This is a genomic window from Microbacterium schleiferi, assembly GCF_015565955.1.
Lineage (GTDB): Bacteria > Actinomycetota > Actinomycetes > Actinomycetales > Microbacteriaceae > Microbacterium > Microbacterium schleiferi_A.
In genome coordinates this window covers 862,474-876,266 of the sequence record NZ_CP064760.1, presented here as the reverse complement: position 1 = coordinate 876,266, position 13,793 = coordinate 862,474, and the positions used below count along the sequence as shown (strand labels likewise).

Genomic DNA, 13,793 nt, shown 5'->3' with positions numbered 1-13,793 from the left:
CCGCAGATCCCCTTCGTGCTCCGCGTGCCCACCAGCCTCGCCGCGGATGCCCCCCGGAAAGGACTCCCATGTTCCGCCGCACCGCTCTGGCCGCGTCGGCCTTGCTCGCCGCGAGCGCCCTCGTTCTGACAGCCTGCACCGGCAGCAGTGACACCGCACCGACGCCGACGGGGGCACCTGACCCCGATGCCTCGGTGGCGATCCGTCTCGTGCTGGAGCCGGGGAATCTCGACATCCGGCAGACGGCGGGCGCTGCCCTCGATCAAATCCTCATCGACAACGTCTACCAGGGGCTTGTCGGTCGCACATCGGAACAGGACATCGTTCCGGTTCTCGCGGAGAAGTACGACGTGTCGGCGGACGGGCTCACCTACACCTTCACGCTGCGCGAGGGCGTGACCTTCGGCGACGGCCAGGAGCTGACGCCGCAGGATGTCGTGTGGTCGCTGACCACGAGGCGTGACACCCCCGAGTGGGCGGAGTCGGGTCGGTTGGCGAACATCGCCTCGATCACCGCCGAGGGGCAGGAGATCACGCTGACCCTCTCGGAGCCGGATTCGAGCCTGCTGTGGAACCTCACCGGGCGCGCCGGGCTGATCCTCAAGGAGGGCGACACTGTCGACTACGCGACAGCCGCCAACGGGACCGGCCCGTTCCTGCTCGACTCGTGGCGACAGGGCGACTCGATCACGTTCGTCCGCAACGACGCATACTGGGGCGACCCGGCGGCGGCCGCCGAAGTGGTCTTCGACTACATCCCGGAGACGCAGGCGGCCCTCAACGCGGCGCTTGCCGGCGAAGTCGATGTCGTCACCGGGTTCGATGCGAACTTCACCGAACAGATCCAGGCGGACGGCGGATTCGAAGTAGTGCTCGGACAGTCGACCGACAAGGGAACGCTGGCGATGAACCAGTCTCCCGGCAGCCCGCTTGCTGACCAGCGCGTGCGCCAAGCGATCCGCCAGGCGATCGACCACTCCGCCTTCACCGATGCGTTCGGCGCCGGCCAGACACTGTACGGACCGATCCCCGAGCTCGACCCCGGCTACGAGGACCTGTCGGATGTCGCCCCGTACGATCAGGATGCCGCACGGCAACTGCTCGCCGAGGCCGGAGCGGAGGACCTCGACCTCACGCTGACGATCCCGTCTTTCTACCCCACGACGATCCCGCAGATCCTCGTCTCGGATCTCAACGAGGTCGGCATCACCCTCACAGTGAACAGCGTCGACTTCCCGACCTGGATCAACGACGTGTACGTCAACAAGGACTACGACCTCAGCTTCGTGTTGCACACCGAGGCCCGTGACTTCGAGAACTGGGCAAACCCGGACTACTACTTCACGTACGACAGCCCCGAAGTCCAGGAGCTCTACCAGGAGTCCCTGGCCGCGACAGACGAGGCTGAAGCCGCTGCGCTGCTGGCCCAAGCCGCTCGGATCGTCTCCGAAGACGCTGCAGCGGATTGGCTCTACAACGGCGCCTCGATCGTCGCTGTCGGAACGGGCATCACCGGGATGCCCTCCATCAACGTCAACGAACGACTCAACCTCGCCGACCTCGCCAAGATCGCGGGCTGAGGCGAGCGCTGACGAGGCCCTCGTGATGCGCCGACCGTCGTCGCCTGACCGCGCGGCGCAGCCCGGGTCGCTCATCCGGAGCGGCACATGACCCGGTACGTCGTCACGAGGCTCGGGCTGCTGGTGGTCGGCCTCGCGGTGGCAAGCGCGATCATCTTCCTGACGCTTCGAGTCCTTCCCGGGGATGTCGCTCAGCTGATCGCGGGAACCAACGGCACTCCCGCGCAGGTCGAAGGCATCCGCGAGCAGCTGGGGCTGAACCAGCCGCTGCTCGTGCAATACCTCGACTGGATGGGCGGTGTGCTCCGCGGAGACCTCGGCACGTCGCTGCTGACCGGCACGCCGGTCGCGGATGAACTGGTCCAGAAAGCGCAGGTCACGGTGCCCCTCGGCATCCTGTCGCTGAGTATCGCCATCGCTTTCAGCGTGCCGCTGGGCGTTGCCTCCGCGATCTGGCGCGGGCACCGCCGTGGCACGATCATGAGCGTGAGCGCCCAGACACTGGCCGCCGTTCCGGTGGTGTGGGCGGGGATGATCCTCGTTGTGATCTTCGCGGTGTGGCTCGGCTGGCTCCCCGCGCAAGGCTTCCCCGGGCCGGATGGGCCGATCCCGCCGCAGCGGTGCGATCGCTGATCCTGCCGGCCATCACGATCGGCGTCGTCGAGGGGGCGATGCTGTTGCGCTTCGTGCGCAGTGCGACGCTCCAAGCCGTCGGTCAGGACTACGTCCGCACCGCAGCGGCCAAGGGCCTGACCCGCACCACAGCACTCATCCGTCACGGGCTGCCGAACGTCGGCCTCTCGGTCATCACCGTGCTCGGGCTGCAGGTGGCCGGCATTATCGTCGGCGCCGTCATCATCGAGCAGCTCTTCTCCCTCCCGGGCATCGGTCGGATGCTCGTGGCCGACGTCAGCGCACGAGACCTCCCGAAGGTCCAGGGTGAGCTGCTCGCTCTCACCGCCTTTGTGCTCATCGTCGGCTTCTTCGTCGACCTCCTCCACCGGGTCCTCGACCCTCGGCAGCGGGAGAGCGTATGACGCCGGCAGACTCGGCCATCACGGCCTCGGGCGCACCGCGTGACCGTCGGCCGGCGCGGCCGCGAGCCCGATGGCTGCGCCGCGTGTGGGCGGTCCCCACGGGGCGCTTCGGAATCTGCGTCGTCCTCGCCCTGGTCCTGGTCGCGCTCTGCGCCCGGATCTGGACGCCGTTCGACCCGCAACAGGTCGACGTGCAGAACAGGTGGCTTCCCCGAGCTGGCCGCACCTCCTGGGCACGGACGGTGCGGGACGCGACATCCTGAGCCTCGTGATGGCGGGAGCCGGTACCACGGTGTGGGTTGCGCTCGGGTCGGCCGTGATCGCAACGATCATCGGAGTTGCGCTCGCATCGCTCGGAGCCCTCACAACGCGATGGGTGCGCGAATCGGTTGCGGTCGTTATCGACATCCTCATCGCGTTTCCTGTGCTGCTGGTAGCGATGATGATCTCCGCGGTCTGGGGCGGCTCGCTCTGGGTCGTGATCTGGTCTGTCGGCCTCGGCTTCGGCGTGAACATCGCGCGCGTCACTCGGCCCGAGCTGCGCCGCGTCATGCACAGCGACTTCGTGATCGCCGGAACCGCGGCGGGCCTGACGCCGACGCAGAACCTCTGGCGTCATCTGCTCCCGAACGTTGCACCCGTGTTCATCGTGCAACTGTCGTGGGCCATGGCCGTCGCGGTGCTCGCCGAAGCCGGGCTGTCCTACCTCGGGTTCGGCGCTCCCGTCACCGAACCCTCGTGGGGTGTCCTACTCCAAGATCTTCAGACATACCTCACGGTGTACCCGCTCGCCGTGCTCTGGCCAGGGCTTGCGATCACAGTGACGGTGCTCGGACTGAATCTGCTCGGCGACGGCATCCGAGAGGCTTCCGACCCCACTCTCGCATCCAGGTCCGGCGCCGCCCGAGCATCCCGCACGCATATGCCGGAGGTGGTCTCATGAGCCTGGAGGTTCAGGGCCTCACGATCGACATCGGCGGACTCCGCGTGGTGGACGGGGTCACTTTCGAGGTACCCGCCGGCGGCACCGTCGGGCTCATCGGCGAGTCCGGGTCCGGGAAGTCCCTGACGGCACTGGCAATCATGGGGCTCCTGCCCGAGGGCGCTTCCGCATCGGGGAGCGTCCGGTGGCAGGGGCAGGAGATCCTCGGCCTCAGCGATCGCGCGATCGCTGCGCTGCGCGGCGACGAGATCGGAATCGTGTTCCAAGACCCGCTCACCGCGCTCAATCCGATCCGGACCGTCGGGCGACAGATCGCCGAGTCGGTCCGGATCCACGAGCGCGTGCGCGGCCCCGAACTGCGAGCGCGCGCGATTGCCGAAGCCGCCCGCGTCGCGCTCCTCGATCCCGAGGGCATCGTCCGCCGCTACCCGCACCAGCTTTCCGGAGGCCAGCGGCAGCGGGTAGCCATCGCCATGGCACTGGCGTGCCGGCCGCGCCTGCTCATCGCGGATGAACCGACAACGGCGCTCGATGCCACGGTTCAGGCCGAGATCCTGGGTCTCCTGCACCGGCTCACGGCCGACGAGGACATGTCGCTGCTGTTCATCACCCACGACCTCGCTGTTCTCGCGCAGGTAGCAACCCACGCCGTCGTGCTCGAGCGCGGACGCGTCGTCGAAGCTGGCGATGTGCCTGGCCTGTTGAGCGCTCCCCGCGCGGCTGTCACGCAAGGACTGCTGCGCGACGCGACAGCGACGCTCTGGCGCGGCGAGAACCCCGGTGGGAACGCATGATGTCCGCCTTCGTCCGCGCCGACGCCCTCACCCGCCGCCACCGCAACCCGCCGACGCGGCTGTTTACGAAGCCGGTGTCCACGACGGCGCTGGATGCTGTCGATCTCGCGCTCGACAAGGGGCACGCCCTCGGTGTGATCGGCGAGTCCGGGTCGGGCAAGTCCACGCTCGTCAGGCTCCTTCTGGGCCTGGACCGACCGACCTCGGGATCGGTTCACATCGATGGCCGCGAGGTCGACGCGTCGGCCTCTGCCACGTCGCTGCGGTGGCTGCGCCGCGAAACGGGCATCATCTTCCAGGATCCCTACGCGTCGCTCGACCCGCGGATGAGCGTCGGACGCATCGTCGGCGAGCCGCTGTGGGCGCTCGGCATCACCGGAGACCGGCGAGCGCGGGTGCGCGAGGTTCTCACCCAGGTGGGGCTGGATGCCGCGGCAGCCGACCGGTTCCCGCACGAGTTCTCGGGTGGACAGCGTCAGCGAATAGCGCTCGCGCGGGCGATCGTGCACCGCCCGCGTCTGCTGGTCGGAGACGAGCCACTCTCGGCGCTGGATGTCACGGTGCGAGCCCAGATCCTCACCCTGTTCGAGCGGCTTCGAGACCAGGAGGGGATGACGATCATCATGGTCTCCCACGACATCGGCGTCGTGCAGAACCTGTGCGACCAGGTTGTCGTCATGAAGGACGGACGCATCGTCGAGCGCGGCGAGACCTCGCAGGTGCTCCGTTCACCGCGGGCTGACTACACGCGTGCACTCCTCGCGGCGATCCCGTCGATCACTCCCCCGAGGGAGGCTCGCGCAGACCCGGACCGCGACGGAACCAGCCCTTCCCCGCCGGCTTGAGCGACTTCTGCAGGTAGATCGTTCCGAGCCAGCGGCCGAACTTGAAACCGACCCGACCCATCCGGCCCACCTCGGTGAAACCGAGCCGCTCATGAAGGGCGACGGATGCCTCGGCTCCCTTGTCGCTGATGACGGCGACGATCTCGCGGATGCCCTTCTGACGGCAGGCATCGATGAGCGCCTCCAGGAGCGCTCGCCCCAGTCCCTTGCCCGCGGCAGCCTGGCCGAGGTAGATCGAATTCTCCACGGTGTAGCGATAGGCGGACTTCCCGGCCCAGGGTTGCACGAGGGCATATCCCAGGATCTGACCGGTCGGTGACTGCGCGACCAGGAACGGCAGGTCGAGCTTGCGGAGGAAGGCGAACTTCTCTCGCCACTGCGCGATCGACCACACCTTCTCGTCGAAGGTCACGACCGAGTTGCGCACGTAGTAGTTGTAGATCTCGCGAATGTCGGGGATGTCCCGCTCTTCTGCAGGGCGGATGACGTACGTGAACGGGCCCTCGGGCTCGGGACGCCGACGCAGATGGAAGGGAAGCCGCCGCTTCTTCTCGTACTCCTCTTCCAGCATGAGATCAGCCTACGCGGGCCGCTCGACGCGCCAATCGATCGGCTGCGCACCCTGCTGCTGGAGGAGCTCATTGGCTCGGGAGAACGGGCGCGAGCCGAAGAAACCTCGACTCGCCGAAAGGGGCGACGGATGCGGCGACTCGATGATCGGCACCGATCCGAGCAGCGGCCGCAGATTGGCGGCATCCCTGCCCCAGAGGATGGCGACAAGCGGCTGCTCTCGGGCTGCAAGGGTGCGGATCGCGTGCTCGGTGACCGCTTCCCATCCCCAGCCTCGGTGCGATCCCGGGGAGCCCGGCGAGACCGTCAGGACGCGGTTCAGCAGCATGACACCCTGATCGCTCCAGGCCGACAGATCGCCGTGCGCAGCCGGCGGAATGCCGAGGTCATCCTGGAGTTCCCGGTAGATGTTCGCAAGACTCCGCGGCAACGGACGCACGTGCGCATCGACCGCGAATGAGAGGCCGATCGGGTGACCCGGCGTCGGATACGGATCCTGGCCGACGATGAGGACCCGAACATCCGCAAGCGGGCGCGCGAACGCACGGAGAACCCGATCACCCGCCGGGAGGTAGCGCCGACCCGCCGCGACCTCGCCCCGAAGGCGCTCACCGATGCCCGCGATCCGGTCAGCGACAGGCGAGAGCGCATCAGCCCAGCCGGGATCGATCAGACCCGCGTCGGCAAGTTCGGGCAGGGACATCGCCATGGCTCAGGCGCGCTCCGCTACCGCGGCATCCTCATCGAGCACCGATCCCTGCCACGACCAGGGGAAGTCGATCCAGCGGGAGGTGTCTTTCCACGACCAGTCCGGGCGGATGATCGTCGTCGGCTTCGTGTAGATGACGACACTGCGAACGATCGCCCCGCGGTCGGTCAACAGGCGCACCGCGAGATCGAGCGTGCGGCCGCTGTCGGCAACATCGTCCACGAGCAGAACGCGTCGACCGTCGAGGTAGGCCATGTCCATCTCAGGCGGGAGCAGTTCGGGGTCGGGAAGGACCGTGCCGATGCCGGTGTAGAACTCGACGTTGATCGCCCCGCAGTTCTTGATACCGAGGCCATAGGCAATCGCTCCGGCGGGCAGAAGCCCACCGCGGGCGATCGCCACGACGACCTCGGGCATGAACCCGTCAGCCACGATGGTCCGGGACAGGTCGCGCGTCGCATCTCCGAAGCCTTGCCACGTCAACGTTTCCCGCTCGGTCGTCACCGGTTCTCCTCTCGGTTGCCCCCGCACCAGACTAGGCGCGAGCACGGTGCTATTCTCGCGGGCATGCCCGCCGCATCCGCCCTCGACCGGTTGCGCGGAACGGGCCTGGGAATCACTGCAGGGCTGATCGGCTGGTTCATCCTCGTCGAATTCGTCAGCGGCATCATCCAGGGCTACTACGTTCCGCTCTTCAGCGACATCGTCATCGACCTCGGCATCCACGATTCGGATGTCAACTGGTTCGAGGCAGCCCAGCTGCTGCTCTCGGCGATCGTCGTTCCCATCCTCGCGAAGCTCGGCGACATGTACGGGCACAAGCGGATCCTGCTGATCTCGTCGATCCTCACGGCCGGCGCCAGCTGGTGGCTCGTCTTTGCCGGTGACTTCTGGACGTTCCTGATCGCGTGGGCGCTGCAGGGGTTCTACGTCGTGTGGCTGCCGCTCGAGGTGGCGCTCATCTTCGAGCGCGGTCGCCGCCAGAACCGGGGCGTCTCCTCGACCCGCCGCGCAGCCGGGCTCCTGGTCGTGGGGCTCCAGGCCGGCGCGATCGCCGGGGCCCTGGCCGCGGGCGCGATCTTCGAAGCCACCGGCGGTGATCTCACCGTCACGATGATGATTCCCGCGATCGCGGTCACCCTCATCGCCGGCGTCATCTGGCTCGGTGTCCCCGAGTCTGAGCCGACGCCCGGCCGACGCCTGGACACCTGGGGCTTCGTGCTGCTGACCTGGGGGTTGCTGCTGGTGACCGGGGCACTGGTCTACATGCGCATGATCCCGCAGCTCGACCTCGGCCAGAACGCGTGGTGGTGGGTGGTTGCCCTCTTCGCGGCGGGCCTTGCCGTCTTCGTCTGGTTCGTCCGCTTCGAACTTCGCCAGGACGACCCCGCGATCGACATCCGTGTGCTGCGCCGACCCGAGATGTGGCCCGTGCAGACCACCGCATTCCTCGTGGGAATCAGCCTCCTGGGCGCGCAGGGTCCGCTGTCGACGTACGCGGGTACCGACTCGTCGCTCGGCTACGGGCTGGGGCTCTCTGCCTCGCAGCGCTCCTACGTCATCGGCGTGTATCTGCTCTCTCTCATCATCGGAGCGATCGTCTTCGCCGTCCTTTCGCGTCGAGCCAACCCTCGGCTCATCCTGATCGGTGCCTCCCTTCTGGTCGGCATCGGGTACACGCTGTTCCTGCCGTTCCATCTGGAGCTCTGGCAGGTGCTGCTGAACCTGATGATCGCGGGCCTCGGCTCGGGAGCCCTTGTCGGGGCGCTTCCCGCCGCAGCCGCTGCGGCGGCGCCACGCGGACAGACGGGGATCGCCTCAGCCCTCACCAACACCACCAAGACCGTGGGTGGTGCCTTCGCGTCGGCCGTGTTCGGTGTGCTCCTGGCTGCCGGTGCGGGCGCCGTCGCAAGCGAGACCGCGGCGTCCCTGGGCGGCTACCTCGCGGTTTGGGCCATCTGCGCCGGCGGCGGTTTCCTCGCCGCGCTGCTGCTGTTGTTCGTTCCGAAGGTGGCCTTCGCCGACACCGACACGAGCCAGCTGGACGCGACCCGGGGCAGCGCGCAGGTGACCTGAGCTACGAGAGGCGGGGCCGGAGCGGTCCCCGGGCGAGCAGGTGCTGCGCCGACTGAGCGACCGGTCGCATCGTCACGAGGTCGAGGTTCACGTGCCCCGGAGCCTCGAGCGCGTAGCCGATGACGTCGGCGACGTCCACAGCGGTGAGCGGATCCTGCACGCCGTCGTAGACCGCCGCGGCACGCTCCCGGTCGCCACCGACGCGGTTCAGCGTGAACTCCTCGGTGTAGACCATCCCGGGGGCGACCTCGATGACCCGTAGCGGTTCGCCGTTCAGCTCAAGACGAAGAGCATGCACGAGCATCGACTCGGCAGCCTTCGCGGCGTTGTATCCGCCGCCGCCCGGGTAGGCTGCCTGCGCGGCCGTGGAGGTCACGAAGAGCAAATCGGCATGACCATCGGATGCCGCGGCCGCGCGTAGCTGCGGCAGCACCGCTCGCGTCAGGCGCTGCACCGCCAGAACGTTCACGTCGTACATCCAGCTCCAGTCCGCCGCGTCGCCATCCTCGACCCGGTCGGTGCCCCGGGCGCCGCCGGCGATGTGGGCGACGGCGTGCACGGGCCCGGACGCGGCGAGAAACTCACACAGGGCGTCAGTGTCGGCATCCGTCGTCAGATCTGCCGCGAAGGCGACGGCCCCGGTCTCACGCTCCAGCTCGGCGAGACGGTCGGCGCGACGGGCAACGGCGACGACGTCCCACCCGCTCGAGCGGAGGCGGCGTACCGTCGCCGCGCCGATTCCCGAACTCGCTCCCGTCACCACAGCACGTCTGGTCATTCCCCCACGCTAGCGGGCCGAGTGTTACGTCACATTTCCCCGTTGTTGTTGACATCGGCTGGTGTTCGTACTCTCGGTTGTGGCCGGTCGACCCGCCGACCGTCCCCACAGATTCGAGGAGCACATCATGTCCGAGGCCCAGAACTGGCAGTTCGAGACCAAGCAGATCCACGCCGGCGCGGCGCCCGACCCCGTCACGAAGTCGCGCGCGACCCCGATCTACCAGACGACGTCGTACGTGTTCGACAACGCCGACCACGCCGCGAACCTGTTCGCGCTGGCCGAGTTCGGCAACATCTACACCCGCATCCAGAACCCGACCCAGGATGTCGTCGAGCAGCGCGTTGCAGCGCTCGAGGGCGGCACCGGCGCACTCCTGGTCTCCTCGGGGCAGGCGGCCGAGACCTTCGCCGTCCTGAACATCGCGCAGGCAGGCGACCACATCGTCTCGTCGAGCTCGATCTACGGCGGCACCTACAACCTCTTCAAGTACACGCTGGCCAAGCTCGGCATCGAGACGACCTTCGTCGAGAACCAGGACGACCCCGAAGAGTGGCGCCGCGCGGTGCGTCCGAACACGAAGCTCTTCTTCGCCGAGACGATCGGCAACCCGAAGATCAACGTCCTCGACATCCGTTCGGTCTCCGCCGTCGCCCACGAGAACGGTGTTCCGCTCATCGTCGACAACACGATCGCGACGCCGTTCCTCATCCGTCCGCTCGAGCACGGCGCCGACATCGTCATCCACTCGGCGACGAAGTTCCTCGGCGGTCACGGCACGACCATCGGCGGCATCATCGTCGACGGCGGAAAGTTCGCCTGGTCGCAGAACGTCGAGAAGTTCCCCGGCCTCACCGAGCCCGACCCCTCGTACCACGGCGCGTCCTACACGACGGCTGTCGGCGACGGCCTGGCCTACATCATCAAGGCGCGCGTTCAGCTGCTGCGCGACCTCGGCTCGGCGATCTCGCCGATCAACGCCTGGCTGCTGCTGCAGGGCATCGAGACCCTGTCGCTGCGTATCGAGCGCCACGTGCAGAACGCGCAGGAGATTGCGGAGTGGCTCGAGAACCAGGATGACGTCGCAACCGTGAACTACTCGGGCCTGCCGACCTCGCCGTGGTACGCCGCCGCGAACTCCTATGCGCCCCAGGGCGTCGGTGCTGTGCTCTCGTTCGAGCTGAAGGGCGGTGTCGACGCCGGTCGCGCGTTCGTGGACTCGCTCAGCCTGTTCAGCCACCTCGCCAACATCGGCGACGTGCGCTCGCTGGTCATCCACCCGGCATCCACGACCCACTCGCAGCTCACTCCCGAGCAGCAGCTCACGGCCGGCGTGACCCCGGGCCTGGTTCGCCTGTCGGTCGGGCTCGAGAACGTCGACGACCTGAAGGCCGACCTCGCCCAGGCCCTCGCCGCAGCTCGCAGCGTCGGCGCCGCAGCGAACGCCTGAGCCTCGCCGCGCACCCGAGGGGTCGCAACACGCCGTACGGATCGCAGATCCACCGGCGTGTTGCGACCCTTCGGCGTTGAACGCTGAGCGCACGAGGCGAATCCGACGTGGGGTCGTCATATTGCGACGGATGCTGCGCGAGAACCGAGAGAATGGGCGAATGGACTGGCAGACCTCGGAAGACACGGTGCCCTCATCGCCCGTGACCGAAGCCGACGCGCGCCTGCTCCTGGGCAGGCCCCCGGCGACGGGCGCCTGGCGTGACGGCGACCCGCCGGGTGACCGCCACTTTGCCGCGTTCGGGGCTTTTCGCACGGAGGGCGGGGCCGAGCTCCCCGCCTATCGCCTCGCGTTCGAGACCTGGGGTGAACTCTCCCCCGCGCGCGACAACGCGATCCTCATCCTCCACGCTCTCACCGGGGACTCGCACGTCCGCGGACCCGCCGGGCCGGGGCATCCGACCGACGGCTGGTGGGACGGCATCGTCGGCCCCGGCAGCGCCATCGACACCGACCGGTGGTTTGTCGTCGCGCCGAATATGCTCGGCGGATGCCAGGGGTCGACGGGTCCGGCGACGATCGCGCCCGACGGATACGAGTGGGCGGCGCGGTTCCCGTACCTCACGATCCGCGACCAGGTGCACGCCCAACGGCAACTCGCCGATGCACTCGGCATCGACGTGTGGGCGGCCGTCGTCGGCGGATCAATGGGCGGAATGCACGCGCTCGAGTGGGCTGTCGAGTATCCCGACCGCCTCGCGCGCGTTGCCGTGCTCTCTGCTCCCCCCGCGAACACCGCCGATCAGATCGCTCTGAACTCCGTGCAACTCGATGCGATTCGCGTCGACCCGCGCTTCCAGAGCGGCGAGTACTACGACGCGGCGGACGGCGACGGACCCCATCGCGGACTGGCGCTTGCCCGGCGCATGGCGCTGTTGAACTACCGCTCCCCCACCGAGCTCAACCAGCGTTTCCAGCGCTCCTGGCAGTCCGAGGTCAGCCCCCTGGGCAACGGAGGTCGGTTCGCCGTCGAGTCGTACCTCGACTTCCACGGCAACCGCTTCACGCGCCGCTTCGACGCCAACACCTACATCACCCTGGTCGAAGCGATGAACTCGCACGACGTGGGCCGGGATCGCGGCGGGATCGAGGATGCCCTGGCTCGTGTGAGCGCCACAGCGCTCGTGGTCGGTATCGACAGTGACCGGCTCTTCCCCATCGAGGGACAGCATCGGATAGCCCGCGGCATCCGCACGAGCCTCGACGGCGATCAGGCGGCGATCATCACGAGCGACTACGGCCACGACGGCTTCCTCATCGAAACGCCGACCGTCAGCGCCCACCTGCGCCGGCTCCTCGAGAGCTGACGCAATCGACCCGGCGCGGTCAGTCCGCGCTGTCGATCGCCTTCTCGAGGCGCTCGAGCTTTCCCTCGAGTTCCCCGGTGTACCCGGGCCGGATGTCGGCCTTGAGCACGAGCGAGACCCGGGAACCGTAGGCGCCCACTGCCTCGGTCGCGGCCTTCACGACCGCGAACACCTCGTCCCATTCCCCTTCGATCTCGGTGAACATCGAGGAGGTGCGGTGCGGCAGGCCCGATTCCCGAACGATCCGCACGGCTGCCGCGACGGCGTCGTGGACGGAGCCGTCGGAGCGACCGGTCCCGCTGGGGGCCACGGAGAAAGCAACGATCATGAGGGGGACCTTTCGACGACGGAGGTGGAGCGTCTGAGCGAGGATACGCGACCCGCACTGCCGGGCCCTCCGCCGCGGGCGACTCGCGCGAGATGGATGACCGCCCAGACGAACAACGCGACGAGGGCGAGATTTCGCACCGTGAGCAGCGCCACGACGCCCCACGCCGGGTGGTCGGTCATGAGGAAGTTGTAGTAGATCGGGTAGACGATCTGTGTCAGCAGACCCGTCGCAACCGCGAACGCCGCGGGCCGCATCCAGGTCGCACGATCGACCACGAGTCCGTAGACCAGGGGCGCGACGATCCAGGTCATGTACTGGGGCGAGCCGACCTTGTTGACGACGATGAGGGCGAGGACGAGCGCGAAGGCCAGCGCCGGGAAGAGCCGCACGATGTGGGCGCCGCGGCGCACCCCCCACAGCCCGAGCAGCAGCAGCGCCAGCACGGATGCCGCCAGCAGCGGCGTCATGACCGCGATCACCGCGTCCACACCCGGGCCGGTGACCTGGAAGGTGAGCAGGTCGCTGGAGTAGTAGACCTGGGAATCGAAGACGTCGAGAGCCGAGAACCACAGGTATACGGCCGACACCGGCGCTTCGATCTGCAGTCCCCTGCCGGTCTGGTCGGTGATGAACCCGAACAGATACCGTCCGCCGCCGAGGGCGAGCACCACGGCGATCGTCGCCGCCGAGACGGCGACGGCACCGCCGACGATCGCGAGCCGACGCCGCACCGCGACAACGGCTGCTGCCAGCAAGGCCGCGGGCCACACTTTGATCCACGTGCCGACGGCCAGCAGCGCCGAGGCAAGCCACGGCCGGGGAATCAGCCACACGCATCCCATGATCGCCAGCGGAACGGTAATGCCTTCCAGGCGGTACAGCCCCACCGGGCCGAGCGCCACCATGAACGTGAGCCAGAACGCGGCAGCGATCGCGCGGCCGCGCGATCGCGCGTCGCCGAGGAGCACGGCGAACGCTACCGCGTCGACGAGTGTCACGACGATGGCCCAGGCCGGCGTATACGACACCGCAGCCTCGAACAGCCAGGCCGCGAGCATGGGAACGAGGGCAAGAATCGGATACACCCACGGCTCGGTGATCCCGACGATCTCGCGTCCCGACGCTCCGCAATAATCCATCAGGCCGAGCGCGCACCCCGACCACGGTTCGTACACCAGGTACACATCGCCCATCGGCGCGTGGGGCAGTTGATAGCCCGCTACCGCGACGAAACCATGTACCAGGGCGAACGCCACCCACAGCCAACCCCGACGTGCCACGGCACCATCCTACGGAAGCCGCTGCGACCGCCCC

12 protein-coding genes and 2 pseudogenes are annotated in these 13,793 nt (G+C 68.1%); 8 read left to right on the top strand and 6 right to left on the bottom strand.

The annotated features are described in order from the left end of the window. The first annotated feature begins 68 nt into the window (after window positions 1–68). The 5 genes and pseudogenes from IT882_RS04080 (at window position 69) to IT882_RS04060 (ending at window position 5,199) form a co-directional block, all read left to right on the top strand. The gene (locus tag IT882_RS04080) at window positions 69–1,580 is read left to right on the top strand and encodes an ABC transporter substrate-binding protein (RefSeq protein ID WP_195693277.1); all 1,512 of its coding nucleotides are present in this window, start codon (window positions 69–71) and stop codon (window positions 1,578–1,580) included. 87 nt (window positions 1,581–1,667) lie between these two features. After that, window positions 1,668–2,617, top strand: a pseudogene (locus IT882_RS04075) (ABC transporter permease). Then, window positions 2,614–3,560: pseudogene (locus IT882_RS04070) on the top strand (ABC transporter permease). Before IT882_RS04075 ends, IT882_RS04070 begins: the two co-directional pseudogenes overlap by 4 nt. Further along, window positions 3,557–4,354: an ABC transporter ATP-binding protein gene (locus IT882_RS04065; protein ID WP_195693276.1), complete on the top strand. Its 798-nt coding sequence runs from the start codon at window positions 3,557–3,559 to the stop codon at window positions 4,352–4,354. Before IT882_RS04070 ends, IT882_RS04065 begins: the two are co-directional and overlap by 4 nt. Next, window positions 4,351–5,199 carry an ABC transporter ATP-binding protein gene (locus IT882_RS04060; RefSeq protein ID WP_418887767.1) on the top strand — a complete coding sequence of 283 codons (849 nt, stop codon included), beginning with the start codon at window positions 4,351–4,353 and terminating at the stop codon, window positions 5,197–5,199. The genes IT882_RS04065 and IT882_RS04060 overlap by 4 nt, the downstream gene beginning before the upstream one ends. Here IT882_RS04060 and IT882_RS04055 read toward each other — a convergent pair. The 3 genes from IT882_RS04055 to IT882_RS04045 are packed head-to-tail and all read right to left on the bottom strand — an operon-like array spanning window position 5,132 to window position 6,982. Beyond that, entirely contained in the window at window positions 5,132–5,770 is a 639-nt protein-coding gene (locus tag IT882_RS04055) for a GNAT family N-acetyltransferase (protein WP_195693274.1), read from the bottom strand. The genes IT882_RS04060 and IT882_RS04055 overlap by 68 nt on opposite strands. Before the next feature lie 9 nt (window positions 5,771–5,779). After that, window positions 5,780–6,478: a uracil-DNA glycosylase gene (locus IT882_RS04050; protein WP_195693273.1), complete on the bottom strand. Its 699-nt coding sequence runs from the start codon at window positions 6,476–6,478 to the stop codon at window positions 5,780–5,782. 3 nt (window positions 6,479–6,481) lie between these two features. Next, the gene (locus IT882_RS04045) at window positions 6,482–6,982 is read right to left on the bottom strand and encodes a phosphoribosyltransferase (RefSeq protein WP_195693272.1); all 501 of its coding nucleotides are present in this window, start codon (window positions 6,980–6,982) and stop codon (window positions 6,482–6,484) included. A gap of 63 nt (window positions 6,983–7,045) precedes the next feature. On the opposite strand from IT882_RS04045, the gene IT882_RS04040 reads away from it, so the two are divergent. Then, complete coding sequence (locus IT882_RS04040; RefSeq protein WP_195693271.1) at window positions 7,046–8,554, top strand: MFS transporter; 1,509 nt, start codon at window positions 7,046–7,048, stop codon at window positions 8,552–8,554. A 1-nt stretch (window position 8,555) separates the two neighbouring features. Here the strand turns inward: IT882_RS04040 and IT882_RS04035 are convergent, their stop codons facing one another. Beyond that, window positions 8,556–9,332 carry an SDR family oxidoreductase gene (locus IT882_RS04035; RefSeq protein WP_195693270.1) on the bottom strand — a complete coding sequence of 259 codons (777 nt, stop codon included), beginning with the start codon at window positions 9,330–9,332 and terminating at the stop codon, window positions 8,556–8,558. Window positions 9,333–9,459: 127 nt separating this feature from the next. Between IT882_RS04035 and IT882_RS04030 the strand changes: the two genes are divergently transcribed. Both IT882_RS04030 and metX read left to right on the top strand, forming a co-directional pair. Next, the gene (locus IT882_RS04030; protein ID WP_195693269.1) at window positions 9,460–10,782 is read left to right on the top strand and encodes a bifunctional o-acetylhomoserine/o-acetylserine sulfhydrylase; all 1,323 of its coding nucleotides are present in this window, start codon (window positions 9,460–9,462) and stop codon (window positions 10,780–10,782) included. Window positions 10,783–10,942: 160 nt separating this feature from the next. Continuing rightward, window positions 10,943–12,148: a homoserine O-acetyltransferase MetX gene (gene metX, locus IT882_RS04025; protein WP_195693268.1), complete on the top strand. Its 1,206-nt coding sequence runs from the start codon at window positions 10,943–10,945 to the stop codon at window positions 12,146–12,148. Window positions 12,149–12,167: 19 nt separating this feature from the next. On the opposite strand, the gene IT882_RS04020 is transcribed toward metX, so the two are convergent. Together IT882_RS04020 and IT882_RS04015 are read right to left on the bottom strand one after the other, a co-directional pair. Next, window positions 12,168–12,476: a thiamine-binding protein gene (locus tag IT882_RS04020; RefSeq protein WP_195693267.1), complete on the bottom strand. Its 309-nt coding sequence runs from the start codon at window positions 12,474–12,476 to the stop codon at window positions 12,168–12,170. After that, window positions 12,473–13,759, bottom strand: coding sequence for a hypothetical protein (locus IT882_RS04015; RefSeq protein WP_229382290.1), 1,287 nt, complete (start codon window positions 13,757–13,759; stop codon window positions 12,473–12,475). Before IT882_RS04015 ends, IT882_RS04020 begins: the two co-directional genes overlap by 4 nt. Window positions 13,760–13,793: the final 34 nt, after the last annotated feature.